This window comes from Actinokineospora sp. UTMC 2448, from assembly GCF_024760565.1.
GTDB classification, from domain to species: domain Bacteria; phylum Actinomycetota; class Actinomycetes; order Mycobacteriales; family Pseudonocardiaceae; genus Actinokineospora; species Actinokineospora fastidiosa.
The window spans coordinates 6,803,569-6,823,479 of sequence record NZ_CP031087.1; the positions used below are offsets into that span (position 1 = coordinate 6,803,569).

The 19,911-nt window shown below is 72.4% G+C and carries 20 protein-coding genes; 10 read left to right on the forward strand and 10 right to left on the reverse strand.

From position 1 onward, the window contains the following. Window positions 1-99: 99 nt before the first annotated feature. Together clpB and Actkin_RS31485 are read right to left on the reverse strand one after the other, a co-directional pair. Entirely contained in the window at window positions 100-2,694 is a 2,595-nt protein-coding gene (gene clpB, locus Actkin_RS31480) for an ATP-dependent chaperone ClpB (RefSeq protein ID WP_258905262.1), read from the reverse strand. A 249-nt stretch (window positions 2,695-2,943) separates the two neighbouring features. After that, window positions 2,944-3,456 carry a MarR family winged helix-turn-helix transcriptional regulator gene (locus Actkin_RS31485; protein WP_229786612.1) on the reverse strand — a complete coding sequence of 171 codons (513 nt, stop codon included), beginning with the start codon at window positions 3,454-3,456 and terminating at the stop codon, window positions 2,944-2,946. A 212-nt stretch (window positions 3,457-3,668) separates the two neighbouring features. On the opposite strand from Actkin_RS31485, the gene Actkin_RS31490 reads away from it, so the two are divergent. Next, on the forward strand, window positions 3,669-4,841 hold the full coding sequence (locus Actkin_RS31490; protein ID WP_396122908.1) for a globin domain-containing protein: 1,173 nt from the start codon (window positions 3,669-3,671) through the stop codon (window positions 4,839-4,841). Between the two features lie 274 nt (window positions 4,842-5,115). Here the strand turns inward: Actkin_RS31490 and Actkin_RS31495 are convergent, their stop codons facing one another. Genes Actkin_RS31495 through dnaK form a run of 4 tightly spaced genes read right to left on the reverse strand, consistent with a single transcriptional unit; the run spans window position 5,116 to window position 9,229 of the window. Further along, a complete protein-coding gene (locus tag Actkin_RS31495) occupies window positions 5,116-5,541 on the reverse strand; it encodes a heat shock protein transcriptional repressor HspR (RefSeq protein WP_189209192.1) in 426 nt (141 codons plus the stop codon). A 3-nt stretch (window positions 5,542-5,544) separates the two neighbouring features. Next, entirely contained in the window at window positions 5,545-6,702 is a 1,158-nt protein-coding gene (gene dnaJ, locus Actkin_RS31500) for a molecular chaperone DnaJ (RefSeq protein ID WP_189209191.1), read from the reverse strand. Window positions 6,703-6,722: 20 nt separating this feature from the next. Continuing rightward, entirely contained in the window at window positions 6,723-7,400 is a 678-nt protein-coding gene (grpE, locus tag Actkin_RS31505) for a nucleotide exchange factor GrpE (protein WP_258905263.1), read from the reverse strand. Continuing rightward, the gene (dnaK, locus tag Actkin_RS31510; protein WP_189209189.1) at window positions 7,397-9,229 is read right to left on the reverse strand and encodes a molecular chaperone DnaK; all 1,833 of its coding nucleotides are present in this window, start codon (window positions 9,227-9,229) and stop codon (window positions 7,397-7,399) included. Before dnaK ends, grpE begins: the two co-directional genes overlap by 4 nt. A 164-nt stretch (window positions 9,230-9,393) precedes the next feature. Between dnaK and Actkin_RS31515 the strand changes: the two genes are divergently transcribed. From Actkin_RS31515 to Actkin_RS31525, 3 genes are read left to right on the forward strand one after another with little or no spacing between them, the layout of a single operon-like run. Next, window positions 9,394-9,630: a hypothetical protein gene (locus tag Actkin_RS31515; protein ID WP_189209188.1), complete on the forward strand. Its 237-nt coding sequence runs from the start codon at window positions 9,394-9,396 to the stop codon at window positions 9,628-9,630. Between the two features lie 45 nt (window positions 9,631-9,675). Continuing rightward, complete coding sequence (locus Actkin_RS31520) at window positions 9,676-10,026, forward strand: VOC family protein (protein ID WP_258905264.1); 351 nt, start codon at window positions 9,676-9,678, stop codon at window positions 10,024-10,026. A 28-nt stretch (window positions 10,027-10,054) separates the two neighbouring features. Then, complete coding sequence (locus Actkin_RS31525) at window positions 10,055-10,699, forward strand: DedA family protein (protein ID WP_189209186.1); 645 nt, start codon at window positions 10,055-10,057, stop codon at window positions 10,697-10,699. Here Actkin_RS31525 and Actkin_RS31530 read toward each other — a convergent pair. After that, window positions 10,659-12,068 carry an FAD-binding oxidoreductase gene (locus Actkin_RS31530; protein ID WP_189209185.1) on the reverse strand — a complete coding sequence of 470 codons (1,410 nt, stop codon included), beginning with the start codon at window positions 12,066-12,068 and terminating at the stop codon, window positions 10,659-10,661. The two genes, Actkin_RS31525 and Actkin_RS31530, sit on opposite strands and share 41 nt — an antisense overlap. A 114-nt stretch (window positions 12,069-12,182) precedes the next feature. Here Actkin_RS31530 and Actkin_RS31535 point away from each other — a divergent pair, with 114 nt between their 5' ends. The 3 genes from Actkin_RS31535 to Actkin_RS31545 all read left to right on the forward strand — a co-directional run bounded on the left by Actkin_RS31535 (window position 12,183) and on the right by Actkin_RS31545 (window position 15,470). After that, window positions 12,183-13,139: an alpha/beta hydrolase gene (locus Actkin_RS31535; protein ID WP_258905265.1), complete on the forward strand. Its 957-nt coding sequence runs from the start codon at window positions 12,183-12,185 to the stop codon at window positions 13,137-13,139. A 78-nt stretch (window positions 13,140-13,217) separates the two neighbouring features. Further along, window positions 13,218-14,936, forward strand: coding sequence for an MDR family MFS transporter (locus Actkin_RS31540; protein ID WP_258905266.1), 1,719 nt, complete (start codon window positions 13,218-13,220; stop codon window positions 14,934-14,936). Window positions 14,937-14,978: 42 nt separating this feature from the next. Next, window positions 14,979-15,470 carry an FBP domain-containing protein gene (locus Actkin_RS31545; RefSeq protein ID WP_258905267.1) on the forward strand — a complete coding sequence of 164 codons (492 nt, stop codon included), beginning with the start codon at window positions 14,979-14,981 and terminating at the stop codon, window positions 15,468-15,470. Here Actkin_RS31545 and Actkin_RS31550 read toward each other — a convergent pair. Both Actkin_RS31550 and Actkin_RS31555 read right to left on the reverse strand, forming a co-directional pair. Beyond that, a complete protein-coding gene (locus tag Actkin_RS31550) occupies window positions 15,463-16,596 on the reverse strand; it encodes a hypothetical protein (protein ID WP_258905268.1) in 1,134 nt (377 codons plus the stop codon). The two genes, Actkin_RS31545 and Actkin_RS31550, sit on opposite strands and share 8 nt — an antisense overlap. Continuing rightward, a complete protein-coding gene (locus Actkin_RS31555) occupies window positions 16,593-17,153 on the reverse strand; it encodes an ABC transporter ATP-binding protein (protein WP_258905269.1) in 561 nt (186 codons plus the stop codon). The genes Actkin_RS31550 and Actkin_RS31555 overlap by 4 nt, the downstream gene beginning before the upstream one ends. Window positions 17,154-17,227: 74 nt before the next feature. Here Actkin_RS31555 and Actkin_RS31560 point away from each other — a divergent pair, with 74 nt between their 5' ends. Both Actkin_RS31560 and Actkin_RS31565 read left to right on the forward strand, forming a co-directional pair. Then, window positions 17,228-17,557, forward strand: a complete 330-nt coding sequence (locus Actkin_RS31560) for a DUF6191 domain-containing protein (RefSeq protein WP_258905271.1) — start codon at window positions 17,228-17,230, stop codon at window positions 17,555-17,557. Between the two features lie 20 nt (window positions 17,558-17,577). Next, window positions 17,578-18,219 (forward strand): DedA family protein, encoded by a 642-nt coding sequence (locus Actkin_RS31565; protein ID WP_189209179.1) that lies wholly within the window; start codon window positions 17,578-17,580, stop codon window positions 18,217-18,219. Here the strand turns inward: Actkin_RS31565 and Actkin_RS31570 are convergent. After that, the gene (locus Actkin_RS31570; protein WP_258905272.1) at window positions 18,209-18,808 is read right to left on the reverse strand and encodes a nucleoside/nucleotide kinase family protein; all 600 of its coding nucleotides are present in this window, start codon (window positions 18,806-18,808) and stop codon (window positions 18,209-18,211) included. The genes Actkin_RS31565 and Actkin_RS31570 overlap by 11 nt on opposite strands. A 75-nt stretch (window positions 18,809-18,883) precedes the next feature. Here Actkin_RS31570 and Actkin_RS31575 point away from each other — a divergent pair, with 75 nt between their 5' ends. Next, window positions 18,884-19,882: a LacI family DNA-binding transcriptional regulator gene (locus Actkin_RS31575; protein WP_189210075.1), complete on the forward strand. Its 999-nt coding sequence runs from the start codon at window positions 18,884-18,886 to the stop codon at window positions 19,880-19,882. The last annotated feature ends 29 nt before the right edge of the window (window positions 19,883-19,911 follow it).

Genomic DNA, 19,911 nt, shown 5'->3' on the forward strand with positions numbered 1-19,911 from the left:
TATCGCGCCGAGCAGCTCGACTCGAACGGCCTAAGCTTCACTCGATCGGTGCATATTTCGTGGCTTCGACACTACGTGCCGAAGCCACTACCGTCGGTGTCAGCCACTCGCCCGGGTCACCGTGAGCCCGCTGTTGTCGTCGGTGACGTCCACCGACACGGTGTCGCCGTCGCGGATGTCGCCCGCGAGCAGGTTCTTGGCGAGCTGGTCGCCGATGGCCGAGGACACCAGCCGCCGCAGCGGCCGGGCGCCGTAGACCGGGTCGAAGCCGTTGAGCGCCAGCCAGTCGCGCGCCGACGGGGTGACCTGGAGCGTGAGCCTGCGCTGGGCCAGCCGCTTGCCGAGGCGGGCGACCTGGATGTCCACGATCGACGTCAGCTCCTCGGTGGCCAGCGCGTGGAACACGACCACGTCGTCGAGCCGGTTGAGGAACTCCGGCTTGAAGTGCCGCTGCACGACCGACATCACCGCGTCGCGGCGCTGGGCCTCGTCGAGGTTGGCGTCGGCGATGGCCTGGGAGCCGAGGTTGGAGGTCAGCACCAGGATCGTGTTGCGGAAGTCGACCGTGCGGCCCTGGCCGTCGGTCAGCCTGCCGTCGTCGAGGACCTGGAGCAGGACGTCGAACACGTCGGGGTGGGCCTTCTCGACCTCGTCGAGCAGCACCACGGTGTACGGCCTGCGCCGGACCGCCTCGGTGAGCTGCCCGCCCTGGTCGTAGCCGACGTAGCCGGGCGGCGCGCCGACGAGGCGGGCCACCGAGTGCTTCTCGCTGTACTCGCTCATGTCGATGCGCACCATGGCGCGCTCGTCGTCGAACAGGAACTCCGCGAGCGCCTTGGCCAGCTCGGTCTTGCCGACGCCGGTCGGGCCGAGGAACAGGAACGAGCCGGTCGGGCGGTCGGGGTCGGCCACGCCCGCCCGCGCGCGGCGGACCGCGTCGGACACCGCGCGCACGGCCTCGGCCTGGCCGACGACCCGGCCGCCGAGCGCGTCCTCCATGCGCAGCAGCTTCTGGGTCTCGCCCTCCAGCATCCGGCCAGCCGGGATGCCCGTCCACGCCGAGACCACCTCGGCGATGTCGTCCGCGCCGACCTCCTCCTTGAGCATGAGCTCCGCGCCGGGCTGCGGGGTGGACGCCGTCGCGGCGTCGAGCTCCTTCTCCAGCGCCGGGATGCGGCCGTAGCGCAGCTCGGCTGCCCGGCCGAGGTCGCCGTCGCGCTCGGCGCGCTCCGACTCCCCGCGCAGGGCCTCCAGCTGCTCCTTGAGCTGGCGGACGCGGTCGATGGAGCCCTTCTCGTTCTGCCAGCGCGCGGTCAGCGCCGAGAGGGCCTCGCGCTTCTCGGCCAGCTCGGCGCGCAGGGCGCCCAGCCGCTCGCGGGAGGCCGGGTCGTCCTCCTTGGCCAGCGCCATCTCCTCGATCTCCAGGCGGCGCACGGCGCGCTCGACCTCGTCGATCTCGACTGGGCGGGAGTCGATCTCCATGCGCAGCCGCGAGGCGGCCTCGTCGACGAGGTCGATGGCCTTGTCGGGCAGGAAGCGCGCGGTGATGTAGCGGTCGGACAGGTCGGCGGCGGCGACGAGGGCGCTGTCCATGATCCGCACGCCGTGGTGGACCTCGTAGCGCTCCTTGAGCCCGCGCAGGATGCCAATGGTGTCCTCCACCGAGGGCTCGCCGACCAGCACCTGCTGGAACCGCCGCTCCAGCGCGGGGTCCTTCTCGATGTGCTGGCGGTACTCGTCCAGCGTCGTCGCGCCGACCATGCGCAGCTCGCCGCGGGCGAGCATCGGCTTGATCATGTTGCCCGCGTCCATGGCGCCCTCGCCGGTCGCGCCCGCGCCGACGATGGTGTGCAGCTCGTCGATGAAGGTGATGACCTGGCCAGCGGACTCGGTGATCTCCTTGAGCACGGCCTTGAGCCGCTCCTCGAACTCGCCGCGGAACTTCGCGCCCGCGACCATCGCGCCGAGGTCGAGTCCGACGACGCGCTTGCCGCGCAGGGACTCCGGGACGTCACCGGCGATGATCCGCTGGGCGAGGCCCTCCACGATCGCGGTCTTGCCGACGCCGGGCTCGCCGATCAGCACCGGGTTGTTCTTCGTGCGGCGGGACAGCACCTGCACCACGCGGCGGATCTCGGAGTCGCGGCCGATGACCGGGTCGAGCTTGCCCTCGCGGGCGCGCTTGGTCAGGTCGATGCCGTACTTCTCCAGCGCCTGGTAGGTGCCCTCGGGGTCGGGGCTTGTCACCCTGGCCGAGCCGCGGACCTTGGTGAACGCCTCGCGCAGCGCCTCCGGGGTCGCGCCGCGGCGGCGCAGCACCTCGGCGACGTCGCCGCCCGCGGCCGCGAGGCCGACCATCAGGTGCTCGGTGGAGACGTACTCGTCGCCCAGCTCGGTGGCCAGCTTCTGGGCGTGGGTGATCGCGCGCAGGGCGGGCTGGGACAGCGAGGGCGACGAGACCGTCGCCCCGGTCGCCGACGGCAGCGCGCGCAGCAGCGGCTCCAACTCCTTGCGGACGACCTCCGGGTCGGCGCCGACCGCGGTCAGCAGCGGGCCCGCCAGGCCGTCGGGCTGGGCGAGCAGCGCGCCGAGCAGGTGCGCGGGCGCGATGTCGGGGTTGCCCTCGGCCGCCGCGGCCTGCGCCGCCGCGCTGATGGCGGCCTGGGTCTTGGTCGTCGGGTTGAACGCGTCCATCTCCCACCTCAATGCTGCGGTCGTCTCACCTGACTCAACGTCAGGAAAGTTGAGTCAGTTCCGCTCAACCTGATTCTGCCCGGTGTGACGTGCGCCGCGAGCGTTTGTCCACCGCCTCACCCACATGTCGCAACCCGGTTGTCCACACGCTCATCCGGGTTGTCCACAAATCCCAGGAAGTTGTCCACAGCGCTGGGGACAACCGCGGTCCGGGTATCCGCCAGGCAGGTGCCATACCCGGCCGAGCGTTCACAAATCGCTGTTGAGCCTGGCCAGCAGCCGGGCGAACTCGCGGAGGTCGGCCGTCGGCCACTGCGCGACCCGCTCGCGCAGCCGCCGTCTGCGGTCCGCGCGGACCTTGGCCAGCCGCTCCGCCCCGGACGCGGTGAGCCGCACCAGCCGCGCCCGCCCGTCCGACGGGTCGGCCACCCGCTCGGCCAGCTCCAGGTCCACCAGCCGGGCGATCTGCCTGCTGACCGTCGACTTGTCCAGCCCCGTCCGCTCCACGACCTCGGCCGCGCGCACCGGTCCGGTGTCGCCGAGGTGCAGCAGCAGGGCGTAGGAGGCGCTGTCCAGGTCGGGGTGCACCCGGGCGGCCAGGGTCAGCGACAGGCTCCGGGCGCGGCCGAAGAGTTTCGACAGCTCCCGCTCCAGGTCCTGCGCGGCCCGCAGCCGGTCGTCGTCGACCATCACCGCGACGCCCCGCTCGGGCGCGCGGTTGCGGCTGGGGAAGGATCGGAGAACACGCGCAAACGGTGTCATGCCCGTCCCTCGTCCGCGAGCCCGCTCACCCGGACGCCGCCGCGCCCCGGCTGACCGCGTGACGATCGGTGAGGGAGATCGGGATCGGCGCCGCGCGGCCACGGGCGCGCGGCCCGGAATGGGTCTACTGTCCACACCGTCGGGGGATCATTGCTCGAGTAGCGTGGTGTCACGCTGGTAGGCGCCCGAGAGGTGGAGTCAGCACCCCGACCATGACAGCCAACCCCGTGCTCAGCCCGATCCCGTCCCTGCGGCGCCACCCGGAGTCCCCCACCGCGGTGGTCACGATGGTGCGCCACGTGCGGGAGAGCTTCGCGGTGGTCGAGCCGCACATCGACCAGGTCGGCCAGTTCTTCTACGCCATGCTGTTCTCGATCGCGCCGGCGACCCGGGAGATGTTCCCGGCGAACATGCAGGTGCAGCGCTCCCGCCTGCTGCGCGCGCTGGTGCACGTCGTGCAGTTGGTCGACCGGCCGGACGACCTGGTGCCGTACCTGCGCCAGCTCGGCCGCGACCACCGCAAGTTCGGGGTCGCCACCGACCACTTCGAGGCCGTCGGCATGGCGCTGATCGCCGCGGTGAAGAAGTACGCGGGCCCGCACTGGACCGACGACATCGAGCGGGCGTGGGCCGAGGCGTACACGATCATCGCCCGGGTGATGATCGACGCGGCGGCCGCGGACACCGGCCCCGCGGTCTGGCGCGCCGAGGTCGTCGACCACCAGCGCCTGGCGTGGGACCTGGCCAGGGTGTGGGTGCGCCCGGAGCGGCCGATCCCCTACCTGCCGGGGCAGTACGTCAGCGTCGAGGTCCCGCAGCGCCCCCGGCTGTGGCGGTACCTGACCCCGGCCAACGCCCCGCGCGAGGACGGCGTCATCGAGTTCCACGTGCGCGGGGTCGAGGGCGGCTGGGTGAGCCGCGCGCTCGTCGCCCACGCCGCCGAGGGCGACCAGTGGCGCATCGGCCCGCCGATGGGCCGCATCGCCGTCGACCGCACGGCCGACTCGGACGTGCTGATGGTGGCAGGCGGCACCGGCGTCGCGCCGATGCGCGCCATCGTCGAGGACCTGGCGCGGTGGGGCGAGAACCCGGCCGTGCACCTGTTCGTCGGCGGGCGCACCCCAGATGACCTCTACGACCTGCCGCTGCTGCAGGACATCGCCGCCGCCAACCCGTGGCTGAGCGTCGTCGGCGTGTGCGAGGAGTGGGTCCCCGGCCTGGAACACGGCACCCTCGCCGACGTGGTGACCGGCTACGGCGCCTGGGACGACCGCGAGGTGCTGATCGCGGGCTCCCCCCCGATGATCCGCGCGACGGTCTCCCGCATGCTCATCGCAGGCACCCCCCTCGACCGCATCGTCTACGACCCGTTCACCCTCGACTGACCCGGCTGGCGCCACCCGCGAGGACGAGCAAGGCGGTCACCCGACGAGGCGCGACCGGTTCGTCTGTCCTAAGTCGACGGGATCAGAGGGCCCGACTCCCGCTCGACAACCCGCGCGGACCGTCATCGGCGCGCAAGCGCGCGGCAGATCGCGGACGGACGCGGCGCCCCGGCCGCTCATCGCCGGGGCGCCGCTGCGCCGACAGCCCTCAGCCCCTCGCGGTTGCAGATGATGTTGGGTTCTTGTTAAGCGCGTCGTCGCTTCCGGGGTGCGGCTAGCGCTTCCGCTCCGGGCGCCAGACGACGAGGGCGGTCTGTTGGCGGACGGGGACCAGGTCGTGGCGGTAGGAGCGGTGGATGGCGGCCGCGGCCTGTTCGGCCGCCGCGCGCACCGCGGCCAGTTCCTCCGTCAGGGCCTGCACGACGCCCTGGAGGCGGTCGACCTCGTTCTCCAGGTCGATGATGCGCTTGATGCCCGCCAGGTTGACGCCCTCCTCCTGGGAGAGGCGCTGGACCTCGCGCAGCAGGGCGATGTCGCGCAGGGAGTAGCGGCGGCCGCCGCCGGGGGTGCGGCCGGGGGACACCAGGCCCTGGCGGTCGTAGCTGCGCAGCGTCTGGGCGTGCAGGCCGGAGAGCTGGGCGGCCACCGAGATGACGAAGAACGGGGTGTCCTCGTCGGTTCCGGGGGGCAGGGGGTTCACGGGCTACCTCGCCTTCTCCACCAGTGCGGTGAGGTCCGGTCGGGGGTCGTGGTCGGCCGTCGCCGCCGCGTAGGCCTCGAGGGCGGCGCGGGCGTCGTCGTCCAGTGTGGCCGGGACGGCGACCTGGAGGGTGACGAGGAGATCACCGACACGGCCGTCGCGCCGGGCGACGCCCTTGCCGCGCACGCGGAGCACGCGGCCGGACGTGGTGCCGGGCGCGACCCGCAGGCTCACGGTGGAGTCCAGGGTCGGCACGGTCAGCGTGGTGCCCAGCGCCAGTTCCGGGAAGGTCACCGGGACCTTCAGCGTCAGGTCGTCGCCGTTGCGGCCGAAGACCGGGTGCGGGGTGACGTGCACGCGCACGTACAGGTCGCCAGCCTGGGCGCCGTGCTGGCCGGGCTCGCCCTGGCCCGCCAGCCGGATGCGCTGCTCGTCCTCCACCCCGGCCGGGATGCGGACGGTCAGCGGGCGGGTCCGGGTGGCCACGCCCTCGCCGCCGCAGTCCGGGCACGGGTCGGTGACCACGGTGCCCTTGCCCCGGCAGTCCCGGCACGGCTCGCTGAAGGCGAACGCGCCCTGGCTGCGGTTCACCAGGCCCGCGCCGCCGCAGGTGGCGCACACCTGGGGCGTGCTGCCCGGCCGCGCGCCGGAGCCGTGGCAGGTCTCGCAGGTGGCTGGGCTGGTCAGCCGCAGCGGGACGGTGGCGCCGCGGACCGCCTCGACGAAGTCGATGCGCACCTCGGTCTCCACGTCCGCGCCGCGCCTGGGCCTGCTGGGCCCGCCGCCGCGCCTGCTGAACAGGTTGCCGAAGAGGTCGCCGAGGCCGCCGAAGCCGCCGCCCGCCGACCCCTGCTGCTGGCTGAAGATGTCGGAGAAGTCGAAGTTGCCGCCCGCGCCGCCGAAGCCGCCCGGGCGGAACCCGCCGCCGAAGAGGCTGCGGGCCTCGTCGTACTGCTTGCGCTTCTCCGGGTCGCCGACCACCCCGTACGCCTCCGACACCGCCTTGAAGCGGGCCTCGGCGTCGGTGTTGCCCGGGTTGGCGTCCGGGTGCAGCTCGCGGGCGAGCTTGCGGTACGCCTTCTTGATGTCGGCGTCACTGGCGTCGGAGGAGACGCCCAGTTCGCGGTAGAAGTCCTTGTCGATCCAGTCCCTGGCGCTCACCGGACGCCCCCTCCTTCCGTTCAGCCTTCGGTGGATTCGCCAGCGGGCGCGGAGCCCGCCTCGGCGTCGGTGACGGCGACCATGGCCGCGCGCACCACCCGGTCGCCGAAGCGGTAGCCCCGGCGCAGCACGCCGGTGACCGTCGGCCCGTCGACATCCGGCGAGGTCGCGTGCTGGACGGCCTCGTGCACCGCGGGGTCGAACGGCTCGCCCTCGTGCCCGAACGGCTCCAGGCCCGCGCGCTGCAGCGTCGCCGACAGCTTGTCGGCCACCGCCTTGAACGCGCCGGTCAGGTCGCCGTGCGCGTCGGCGCGCTCGATGTCGTCGAGCACGCCGAGCAGCTCGATGACCACCTGCGCCTTCGCGCCCGCGACCACCACCTCGCGGTCGCGGTCGACCCGCTTGCGGTAGTTGGCGTACTCGGCCTGCAACCGCTGCAGATCGGCCGTGCGCTCGTCCAGCTGCGTCTTCAGCTCGGCGGCCGGGTCGAAGCCCGCGCTGTCCGCGTCGGGGGTCTCGGCCTCGGGCGGGAACTCGATGGTGCCCTCGATCGCACCCTCGCCGGGGTCGGCGGCCGACGCGGCGTCCGCGTCGGCCGCTGCCGGACGGACCTGCCCGGTCTCCGGGTCGATCCGGCGGCGATCGCGCACCACGACCCGGGGCTCCTCGCCGCCGTGCTCGTCGTGGTTATCGCTCACTTCTTGTCCTCGTCCACGATCTCGGCGTCGACGACGTCGTCGTCGGCCTTGGCCTGACCCGCGTCGGCGCTCTCGCCGCCCTGGGCCTGGGTGTTGGCGTACAGCGCCGAACCCATCGTCTGCGACTCGGTGGCCAGCTTCTCCATCGCGGCCTTGATGGCGGCGATGTCGGTGCCCGCCAGGGCGTCGTTGGCCTCCTTGATCGCGGCCTGGACCTTCTCCTTGGCGTCGGCCGGGATCTTGTCGTCGTTGTCCTTGACGAACTTCTCGGTCTGGTAGACCAGCGACTCGGCCTGGTTGCGGACCTCGGCCTCCTCGCGGCGCTTCTTGTCCTCCTCCGCGTGCGCCTCGGCGTCGCGGACCATCCGGTCGATGTCCTCCTTCGGCAGCGCGGAGCCGCCGGTGATGGTCATCGACTGGACCTTGCCGGTGCCCATGTCCTTGGCGGAGACGTGCACGATGCCGTTGGCGTCGATGTCGAAGGTGACCTCGATCTGCGGCACGCCGCGCGGGGCCGGGGGCAGCCCGGTCAGGTCGAAGGTGCCGAGCTTCTTGTTGTCCTGGGCGAACTCGCGCTCGCCCTGGTAGACCTGGATGCCGACCGTGGTCTGGTTGTCGTCGGCGGTGGAGAAGATCTCCGAGCGCTTGGTCGGGATCGTGGTGTTGCGCTCGATGAGCTTGGTGAACACCCCGCCCTTGGTCTCGATGCCCAGCGACAGCGGGGTCACGTCGAGCAGCAGGACGTCCTTGACCTCGCCCTTGAGCACACCGGCCTGCAGCGCGGCGCCGACCGCGACGACCTCGTCGGGGTTCACGCCCTTGTTCGGCTCGCGGCCGCCGGTCAGCTCCTTGACGAGCTCGGCGACGGCGGGCATGCGGGTCGAGCCGCCGACCAGCACCACGTGGTCGATGTCGCCGACGGAGATGCCCGCGTCCTTGATGACGTTGTTGAACGGCGCCCGGGTGCGGTCCAGCAGGTCGGAGGTGATCCGCTGGAACTCGGCGCGGGAGAGCGTCTCGTCGAGGAACAGCGGGTTCTTGTCCGCGTCGACGGTGATGTAGGGCAGGTTGATGCCCGCGCTGTTCGAGCTGGACAGCTCGATCTTGGCCTTCTCGGCGGCCTCGCGGATGCGCTGCAGGGCCATCTTGTCCTTGGTCAGGTCGATGCCGCTGCTCTGGCGGAACTTCTCGACCAGCCAGTCGACGATGCGCTGGTCCCAGTCGTCGCCGCCGAGGTGGTTGTCGCCGGAGGTCGCGCGGACCTCGACGACGCCGTCGCCGATCTCCAGCAGCGAGACGTCGAAGGTGCCGCCGCCGAGGTCGAAGACCAGGATGGTCTGCTCCTTGGCGCCCTTGTCCAGGCCGTAGGCGAGCGCCGCCGCGGTCGGCTCGTTCACGATCCGCAGCACGTTGAGGCCCGCGATCTGCCCGGCCTCCTTGGTGGCCTGCCGCTGGGCGTCCTCGAAGTAGGCGGGCACGGTGATGACCGCGTCGGTGATCGTCTCACCGAGGTAGGCCTCGGCGTCGCGCTTGAGCTTCATCAGCACGCGGGCGCTGATCTCCTGCGCGGTGTAGGGCTTGCCGTCGATCTCGGTCTTCCAGTCGGTGCCGATGTGCCGCTTCACCGAACGGATGGTCCGGTCGACGTTCGTGACCGCCTGGTTCTTGGCGGGCTGGCCGACCAGCACCTCCCCGTTCTTGGCGAAGGCCACGATCGACGGGGTGGTCCGGGAGCCCTCCGAGTTGGCGATAACCGTCGGTTCACCGCCCTCGAGGACGGCGACGACGGAGTTGGTCGTCCCCAGGTCGATGCCGACCGCTCGCGCCATTGGTTTCCTCCATGCATTCACTGGGTTGCTGTAGCGAAGTTGAGTCTACCGGCATCAGCCTTGGTAGTTGAGTCGCCTCCACTCAAGCTTCCTGCCGACTCAACGCGCGGGCCCGTCGGATCGTTCCCGGGGTGAGCGGCGTCACCGGTGCTACCGTCGCCGACGTGACCGACGACCCCGAGCGGCTGCTCGCCGAGGCGCTGCGGGCGCAGGCCGCGCAGGCCCCCGTGGCGCACCAGCCCGAGCCCGCGCTGCTCTCGGGCACCGACCTGTTCCCGCGCCCGGTCGAGGTCACCGAGCGGCTGCCCCCGGAGTCCACGCCCGCGCTGTGGGTGCTGGCCGTCGCCCTGCTGCTCGGCCTGGCCGCAGGCGCGGTCGTGGGCCTGTTGACGCTGGTCTGAGCCTACGGCCGGAAACTGTCCGCCCCCGCTGTCAGGATGCCTCCCATGATCGGAAAGTGGCACGGACTGGTCGTCGACTGCCCCGACCCGCGCGCCCTCGCGGAGTTCTACGAGGAGCTGCTGGGCATGATCCGGGTCCAGGACGGCCCCGACTTCGTGGTCATCGGCGACGCCCCCGACCGTCCCGGTATCGCCTTCCAGCGCGTGGCCGACTGGCGTCCGCCCGGGTGGCCGTCGGAGTCCGCGCAGATGCACATCGACGTCCGGGTCGACGACCTGGCGCGGGCGGGCGAGCTGGCGCTGGCGCTGGGCGCGACCCGGCTCGACGGCGGCGGCGACCGGTTCCGCGTCTACGCCGACCCCGCCGGTCACCCGTTCTGCCTAGTGCACTGGTGACACAGGCCCCACCTGTACCTTGTCGGGGGTGAACCTCGCCTTGCTGCCCGAGTGGCTGGACCCGGTGAACATCCTGACCGGCTTGGGCCCCTTCCTCCTGCCCGGGCTCTGCCTGATCATCTTCGCCGAGTGCGGCCTGCTGATCGGCTTCTTCCTCCCCGGCGACTCGCTGCTGTTCACCGCGGGCATGTTCGCGGTGACCGGCGTGATCCCGGCGCCGCTGTGGGTGATCTGCGTGCTGCTGACGGTCTGCGCGTTCGCGGGCAACGTCGTCGGCTACTGGATCGGGGAGAAGGCCGGACCGGCGTTGTTCAACAAGCCGGACTCGCGCTTCTTCAAGCAGGAACACGTCGACAAGACGCACGCGTTCTTCGAGAAGTACGGCGCGCGCGCGATCGTGCTGGCCCGGTTCGTGCCGATCGTGCGGACGTTCATCACCGCCATCGCGGGCGTGGGCCGGATGAACAAGCGCACCTTCTTCGTCTACTCCGCCATCGGCGCGGTGCTGTGGGCGACGGGCGTGACGCTGCTGGGCGCGGCGCTCGGCAAGATCCCGTTCGTCAACGAGAACCTGGAACTGATGATCCTGCTGATCGTCTTCCTGTCCGTGCTGCCGATCATCATCGAGGTGCTCAAGGCGCGTCGGGAGAAGAAGCAGCTGGTGCAGGACTGAACATCGATCCCGGGTTGAAGAGGTTCCCCGGGTCGAGAGCGGCTTTGATGGCCCGGTGGGTGCGCAGCCCCACCGGGCCGATCTCGTTGGCCAGCCACTCCCGCTTGACCTTGCCGATGCCGTGCTCGCCGGTCACCGTGCCGCCGAGGCTCAGGCCCAGCGCGAGGATGTCGTCGAAGGCCCGCTGCGCGCGGGCGAACTCGTCGGCGGACGTGGGGTCGTAGACGATCGTGGGGTGCATGTTGCCGTCGCCCGCGTGCCCGACGACGGCGATGCGCAGGCCCACCTCGGCGCTGATCAGCTCGCACCCGGCGATGAGCTCGGCGATGCGGGTGCGCGGCACGCAGACGTCGTCGGTCATCCAGGCGCCGTAGACCTCCAGCGCCATCAGGACCGCCCGGCGCGCGGTGAGCAGCATCCGGCCCTCGGCGAGGTCGAAGGTGGTGTGCACGAGGTCCGCGCCGCTGTCGGCGCACACCTGCTCGATGGCGGCCAGTTCGCGGCGGGCGGCCTCGCGGCCGGAGTCGGACTGGCAGATCAGCAGCGCCGCGCTGCCCCGGCCGGCGCCCACCTCGGTGTTCAGGTGCGCCTCGACGGCCTCGATCGAGGCCGCGTCCATGATCTCCATCAGCGACGGCACGATGCCCTCGCGCACGATCCGGGACACCGCGGCGCCCGCGGCGACGATCGACGGGAACGCCGCGACGGTGGTGCCCGGCGCCTGCGGGAGCGGGCGCAGCGCCAGGGTGGCCTGGGTGACCACGCCGAGCGTGCCCTCGCTGCCGATGAACAGCTTGGTCAGGTCGTAGCCCGCGACGCCCTTGACCGTGCGCCTGCCGGTCCTGAGCAGCTCGCCGTCGGCCAGGACGACCTCGAGGCCGAGGATCGCGTCGGTGGTGACGCCGTACTTGACGCAGCACAGCCCGCCCGCGTTGGTGGAGACGTTGCCGCCGATCGTGCACCAGTCGTAGGAGGACGGGTCGGGCGGATAGAACAGCCCGTGCTTCTCCACGGCGTCGCGCAGGTCGAGGTTGACCACGCCGGGCTCGACGACGGCGAGCCGGTTGTCCGGATCGATCTCCAGGATGCGGTTCATCCTGGTGAGCGCGAGGACGACGCAGCCGTCGATGGCGTTGGCCGCCCCGGAGAGGCCGCTGCCCGCGCCCCTGGGCACGATCGGCGTCCGGTGCTCGGCGCACGCGCGCACGACCGCCTGGACCTGTTCGGTGCTCGTCGGCAGCACGACCGCCAGCGGCTCGCCGTACGGGGCGAGCGGCATCATGTCCCGCCGGTACGCGGCGGTGACGTCGGGATCGGTCAGCACGGCGTCGGCGCCGACGGCCGCGCGCAGGGTCGACAGCAGGTCCACCGGGCCACGGTAACGCCCGCTGCGCAATTCGTGACTCGGCCCGTGACGGCTGATTGTCCTACAGTGGTTATGTGGCCGTCGTCACCGTCGACTCGGCCGTCGGGGAGGTGGCCCGTGGTCGACGTGCCGTCGGCGCCCAGCGCGCAGGCCAGGGCCTTGGCGCGGCTCCTGCTGACCGGGATCCGCCCGCTGGGCGACCGCATCCGCCTGCGCGGCGCGGGCCTGGCGCTGGTCAGGGAGGCCTTCGACGCCACCGGGGTCACGCCGCTGCCGCGCGGGACCCGGGTGCGCGCGGTCTCCGAGTCGCACGGGTACGGCGAGGTCACCGGGCTGTGGGTCACCGCGCCGAACGCCGACGCCGCGGACGGCGCCGTGCTGTACCTGCACGGCGGCGGGTTCGTGCTCGGCTCGCTGCGCACCCACCGGCGCCTGGCGGCAATGATCTCCGTCGCCACTGGCCTGCCGGTCCTGCTGCTGTCCTACCGCAAGGCGCCCGAGCACCCGTTCCCCGCGGCGGCGGACGACGCGCTGGCCGCCTATCACTGGCTGCGCGACCAGGGCCACCGCGCGGACCGGATCGTGGTCATGGGCGACTCGGCAGGCGGGCACCTCGCCGCCGGGCTGCTCGGCGACCTGACCCGCGCGCGGGCCCCGATGCCCGGCGCTGCCGTGCTGTTCTCCCCGTTCCTCGACCTGACCTGCGCGGGCCTCGATGAGCGCGACGCGCTGCGCCGCGACCCCTACATCCCGCCCGCGCGCGCCCGCGAGGTCGCCGCGCAGTACGCGGGGCCGCATCCGCTGACGCACCCGAGGCTGTCGGTCTTCCGGGGCAGCAAGCGGCGCTGGCCGCCGATGTTGATCCAGGTCGGGGACACCGAGTGCCTGCTGGGCGACTCCGAGCGGATGGCCGCGCTGCTGCGCGCCGCGGGCGGGCACTGCGAGTTGCAGGTCTGGCCGGGCCAGGTGCACGTGTTCCCGGCCTTCCACGCGCTGATCCCGGAGGGCAGGCTGGCCATCGGTTACGTCGGCGAGTTCGTGCGTGCCGCGTTGACCGTGGCGGCCGCCGCATGAACTTGCGATCAGGGACCGATCCCGGAAGGCTGGACGGCAAGTAGTTGCTGAGCCCAACCAACCGAATCTGAGGGACGCATGACCCAGCCCGGGTCCGTGGCCGGGCCCACGCACCGGCAGATCCTGGTCGTCATGTCCGGGCTGATGCTGGGCATGTTCCTGGCCGCGCTCGACCAGACCATCGTCGGCACGGCCATCCGCACCATCGCCGACGACCTGCAGGGCCTGAGCATGCAGGCCTGGGCCACGACGGCGTACCTGATCACCGCCACGATCTCCACGCCGCTGTACGGCAAGCTGTCGGACATCTACGGGCGCAAGCCGTGGTTCACCACCGCGATCAGCGTGTTCGTCATCGGCTCGCTGGCCTGCACGGTCGTGGACTCGATGGCCCAGCTCGCCGCCGCGCGGGCGCTGCAGGGCCTCGGCGCAGGCGGGCTCATGTCGCTGGCCCTGACGATCATCGCCGACCTCGTCCCGCCCCGGCAGCGGCCCAAGTACCAGGGCTACTTCCTGGCCGTGTTCGGCACCTCCAGCGTCCTCGGCCCGGTGATCGGCGGGTTCTTCGCCGGTCAGGACGAGATCCTGGGCATCACCGGCTGGCGCTGGGTGTTCCTGGTGAACGTGCCGATCGGCGCGGCCGCGCTGATCGTGGTGGCGAAGGTGCTCAACGTGCCGCACTCGCGGCGCAAGCACCGCATCGACTACTGGGGTGCGGCGTTCCTGGCGCTGTCCGTGGTGCCGCTGCTGCTGGTCGCCGAGCAGGGCCGCGCGTGGGGCTGGGGCTCCCCGGTGGCGATCGTCTGCTACGTGCTGGGCGTCGTCGGCCTGATCGCGTTCCTGCTGGTGGAACGCCGGATGGGCGACGAGGCGCTGATCCCGCTGCGGCTGTTCGGCACCTCGACGTTCGCCATGACGATCGTCGCGGGCGCGATCCTGGGCGTGGGCATGTTCGGCGGGATCTCGATGATCCCGCAGTACCTGCAGATCGTGCGCGGCTACAGCCCGACCGACGCCGGTCTGATGATGCTGCCGATGATGCTCGGCATCATGACGGCGTCGATCACCTCGGGCAGGCTGACCGCGAAGACCGGGCACTACAAGCTGTTCCCGATCATCGGCACCGCGCTGACGGTCGTCGCGCTGCTGCTGTTCTGGACCGTCGGCGTGGACACCCCGATCTGGCAGCCGCTGGTCTACATGGCGGTCTTCGGCCTGGGCCTGGGCAACTGCATGCAGACGCTGACCGTCGCGGCGCAGAACTCCGTGCCGTTCGGCGACATGGGCGTGGCGACGGCCTCGGTGACGTTCTTCCGCCAGCTGGGCGGGACCCTGGGCGTGGCGGTGTTCCTGTCGCTGCTGTTCAGCACGGTCGCGGACAACATCGGCCGGGCGTTCCGCTCGGCCGCGGCGGACCCGGCGTTCCAGGCGGCCCTCGCCGACCCGGCCGTGCGAGCGGACCCGGCGAACGCGCCCGTGTTCGACGCCCTCAGCAGCGGCGGTCACGGCGGCGTGCTGGACGACTCGTCGTTCCTGCTGGCCGTGGACCCTCGGCTGGCGCGCCCGTTCCAGGAGGGCTTCACCGAGTCGATCCAGCTGGTCTTCCTGGTCGGCGCGGCCGTGATGGCGCTGGCGTTCGTGGTGTCGCTGTTCATCAAGGAGATCCCGCTGCGGATGCACAGCCCCGCGCAGGCGGCGGCCATGGCGGCGGCTGACGAGAAGCCCAGTGAGAAACACACTGAGAAGCCCGCCGAAGACGCCCGCGACGAGGTCCGGCAGCGCAGCCAGCCCGGATAAACCGATTGTTCCGCGCGCGGGGCCGGGCGTAGCTTCGGGCGCATGGGCCCCCTGACAGAGCGTGAGATCCGCGCGTCCTTCGTCAACTGCACCAAGGGCGAGGCCAAGCGCCTGTCCCTGCCCGCGGACCTCGCCGCCCGGCCGTGGGACGACCTGGACTTCCTCGGCTGGCGTGACCCCGCGTCACCGCAGCGGGCCTACCTGGTCGCCGAGTCCGACGACGGCCCCACGGGCGTGGCGCTGCGGCTGGCGTCCTCGGAGGCCGGTCAGCCGCGGCGCAATATGTGCTCGCTGTGCCTGACCACCCATCCCGGGGACGGCGTCTCGCTGATGACCGCCCGCAAGTCCGGGCGCGAGGGGCAGCTGGGCAACTCCGTGGGCATCTACATCTGCGCCGATCTCGCGTGCTCGCTCTACCTGCGCGGGAAGAAGGACGCCGGGCCGGGCGCGCGGCTGCGGGAGTCGCTGACGCTGGCGGAGAAGGTCGAGCGGACCACGGCCAACCTGACCGCGTTCCTCAACCGGGTCAGCTGAGTGCCGCCAGGCCCATGACCAGCAGGAACGGGCCGCGGACGAGTTGGCGGACCAGGTTGACCGGCATGGCGACGCCGCCGAGGTCGGCGGTGGGGCCGGGCGAGTAGTCAAGATCGGGCCTGCTGACCGTGCGGGCGACGGCCACCGCCGCGACGGGGATGGCGGCGGGGGCGGCGGGCAGTCCGGCGAGCGCGGCGGCGGCCAGCCAGAGCCCGGCCACCACCATGAGCACGACGACCGCGGTCAGCCACAGCTCGGTGTCGGACTGGGGCAGCCAGCGCCGGAGCCCGGCGACGGTGCTGACCTCGGCCAGCCCGCCCGCGAACGGCAGCACGGCGAAGTACGCGCCCAGCCCCGCCCACCAGACGGGGGCGACGACGGGGAACACCGCGTGCAGGACCGGGGCCGCCAGGGCGATCAGCACGGCGGCGGCGACCATCCCGCGGCGCGCGGCGATGCCGGTGACGACGAACCGGAGCGTGGTGCCGAGCCTGCCCCGGGTCGGCCTGGGCCGCGGCAGCACCGAGAGGACGTCCCCGAAGGAGGCGGCGACGGCGCGGGCGACATGCGCCAGATGGCCGCGCACCAACTCCCGGCGCCCCGGCCGCGGGGGCGGACCCCACACCGCGGCCGTGGCGGCCAGCAGCACCCCGGCGATGATCCACAGCCAGGTCGACGGCACGAACGCCGCGCCCGCCGCCGCGAGCCCGAACGGCACGGCGTGCTCGCCCCTGCGGGCCCGGCGGGCGGCGGCGTAGGCGTACAGGGCGGCGGCGACGGTCGTGGCCAGCAGCGCGGGCCAGCCCGACCACCCGAGCACGATCCCCGCCGCGACGAAGAGGTAGGCGACGATCCCGAACCGCAGCGCCCAGGCGCGGACCATCGCCCGGTGCACGATCCGGTCGCGGTCGCCGGTGTCGTCCCAGGTGAGGCGCGCCGGGTGCAGGCGGACGAAGTCCCGCCGCAGCAACGACACGACGGCAACGGCGACGGCGAGGAGGACCACGGCGGTCAGCGCGTTCGCGGGCACGGCGTGCTCCCCGACGAACCGCTCGTGCAGCAGCTCGGCCCGGTAGAAGGGCAGGGTGAGCAGCCCTGCGCCGATGAAGACGGCCAGTCCGCTCACAGCTCGACCACCTGGTCGGCCACCCGCTCGACCAACGGCCCGTTGTGGCTGGCGATCACCACGGCGGCGGACGCCTTGGCCTCGGTGATGACGTCGGCGAGCCATGCCCGCGCGGTCGCGTCGAGCGCGCGCTCGGGCTCGTCGAGCAGGAGCACGCTGTGCTCGCGGCGCAGCGCCCCGGTCAGCAGCAGCCGCCTGCGCTGTCCCGCCGACATCTCGACGGCGGGGATGTCCGGGAGCGCGGTGGTGTCGGCGAGGCCGAGCAGCTGGAGGTGCTGCTCGGGCGTGTACTCCTCGAAGAGGGCGGAGTCGTCGAGCACGACGGAGACGGCCCGGCGGAACTCCCGGTCCCGCTCATCGGGCCTGCGCCCGGCGACGGTGACGACGCCCTCGGTGAGGTCCTGGACGCCGTAGAGGCAGTGCAGGAGGGTCGACTTCCCCGACCCGTTGTCCCCGGTCACCGCCAGGCACTCGCCTGCCTCGACGGCGAGGTCGAGGCCCCGGAACAGCCACCGGTCGCCGAAGCGGACCCCGAGGCCGCTCGCGTGAATCGCCACGGCCGCTCAACGTCTCAGCGCGCTCTCAGGTTCCCGCGCCGGAACCGCGCCCGGGACGGGACCGTTGAGTGGTCATGGTGGAGACCGTCCTCACCTGGGCCGTGCCCGGCGGCACGCTGCTCATGGTCGCCTTCGGCGTCTTCGAGCTGCGCAGGCAGAAGCGGCGCGGGCGGGCGGGCACCCCGATCACGGCCACCTACGTCAACGAGTTCACGGCCATGTTCTACGGCACCAAGCGCATGGAACTCGACCACCGCGACTCCATGTCGATGATGCGCGAGGAGGACGCCCAGGGCGCGCCGCCGCCGCTGGGGGTCGATCTCGACGCGGGGACGGTGGTGTTGCCCGGTAACCCGGGGACAAAGGCTGGTGAATTGCGCTCGACGGGAGACCCGGCCGGGTGAGCGACACGTACCCTACGGCCGTGACCCTCGCGACCGGCGTGCTCGACTCGGCGGGGCCCCTGTTGGTGTGGGCCATCGTGCTGGGTTTCGTGTTCGTCGAGTGCGCCTTCATCTTCGGGCTGTTCCTCCCCGGCGACTCGCTGCTGTTCGCGGCCGGGGTCGTGCTCGCCCAGCACGCCGCCGAGGGGCAGGCGTGGGCGCTGTCCATCGCGGCGACGGTGACCGCGGTGGGGGCCAACCAGCTCGGCTACCTCATCGGGGCCAAGACCGGCCACGCGATCATCACGCGCAAGGGCGGGCGCGTGCTCAACGCGGCGAACCTGGCCAAGGCGCGGGACTTCCTCGACCGGCGCGGCTTCCTGGCGATCGTGCTCGCCCGCTGGCTGCCCTGGGTGCGCACGCTCGCCCCGCTGATCGCGGGCGCGGCGAAGATGGACGCGCGCAAGTTCGCCCTGGCCACGACCGTCGGCGCGGTGGCGTGGGTGCCGACGCTTGTCCTGCTCGGCTACTACGCAGCGGGCCTGCTCGACCGCGTCCCCTGGCTGCAGACGGCCGCGGTGATCGGCAGCGTCGCGTTCTTCGTCGGCGGCACGGTGTGGGGGATCTGGAAGTACCGCCAGGAGATGCGCAAGCCCGTCGACACCATCTCCATCACGGAGTGACCACGAGGTCGGCGTGCTCGCGGCCCGCGGCGATCAGGACCGCGTTCCGCTCGTCGGAGCCCATCGTGCGCTCCCACGCCTCCAGCGACGTGCGGCCGTAGGCCATGTGCCGCCGCCACAGCCGCTCCCGGCGCACGTCGTCGGGCACGTCGACGTACCAGACCTCGTCCAGCAGCGCCCGCACGCGCGGCCATTGCAGCAGGTAGTTGCCCTCGGTGATCACCAGCGGCACGTCCCTGGGCACCGGCACCGCGCAGGCGACCGGCTCCTCGATCTCCCTGCGGAACTCCGGGGCGTAGACGATCTTGTCGGTGCGCGCCTTTAGCCTGGCCAGCAGATCGGCGTAGCCGTCGGCGTCGAAGGTGTGGGGGGCGCCCTTGACCTCGGCGGCGCCGAGCCGGTCGAGCACCCGCTGGGCGAGGTGGAAGCCGTCCATCCCGACCAGCGCGGCCCGCTCGCCCAGCGCCTCGGCCAGCCGGGCGGCCAGGGTCGACTTGCCCGCGCCCGGCGGGCCGCAGACGCCGAGCAGGCGGCGCCGGTCGGTCAGGGCGGACGCGCGGGCGACCAGGTCGGGGAAGGTCGGTCCCATGGTCCTCACTCTCGGCGGGGTATGGTCCGCAAGCGTTTGCAGCGAACGGAAGCAGGATTACACGCCGTGGCCACCATGCAGGATGTCGCCCGGATCGCCGGGGTGTCGATCAGCACCGTCTCGCACGTGGTCAACGAGACGAGAGCGGTCGCCGAGTCGACCAGGGTCCGGGTCCTGGCCGCCATCGAGTCCACCGGCTACACCGGCAACGCCATCGCCCGGTCGCTGGTCACCGGCGGCACCAAGTCCATCGGCGTGGCGATGTCGCTGCTGGCCAACCCGCACCTGGCCCAGCTGATCCACGCCATCGAGGCCGAGGCGACGGCCGCTGGCTACACAGTGCTGATCGGCGACACCCTCGACACCTCCGACGGCGAGCGCGACGCCGTGCGCAGGCTGCAGGCGCGGCGGGTGGACGGCGTGCTGCTGACCCCCGTCCCCGGCGACACCGCGACCCTCGACGCCCTCGCCCGCAGCAACATCCCCGCCGTGCTGGTCGACCGGGTCTCCCACCGGGTCAAGCTCGACCAGGTCGGGCCGGAGAACATCCAGTCGACCTCGGCGCTGGTGTCGCACCTGGCGGGCGCGGGGCACCGCCGCATCGGCTTCATCAGCGGCGTGGACTGGGTGGGCGCGAGCGAGGAGCGCACGCTCGGCTACCGCCTGGGCCTGGGCCGCGCCGGGCTGCGGTGGGACTCCAACCTCGTCGCGGGCGGCGGGGCGACGCACGAGGACGGCGTGCTCGCGCTGCGACGGCTGCTGACCGTGCCCGAGCGCCCGACGGCGGTGATCACCGGCAACGGCGCGATGACCGGCGGGGCGTACCGGGAGGCCCGCGCGCACGGCATGCGCATCGGCCACGACTTCGCCATCGCTGGCCACGACGAGGTCGAGTGGGCCGAGCTCGTCGAGCCCGGCATCACGACCATGGCCCACCCGGTCGACGAGATCGGCCGCACCGCGGTGCGGCTGCTGCTCGCCCGCATCGCCGACCCGGAGCGCGAGCCGGAGACGGTGCTGCTGCCCCCGACGCTGGTCCACCGCGGCTCCTGCGGCTGTCACGCGGACGGGTGATTCGCCCGATCTCGCGCGGGCACCGAGCG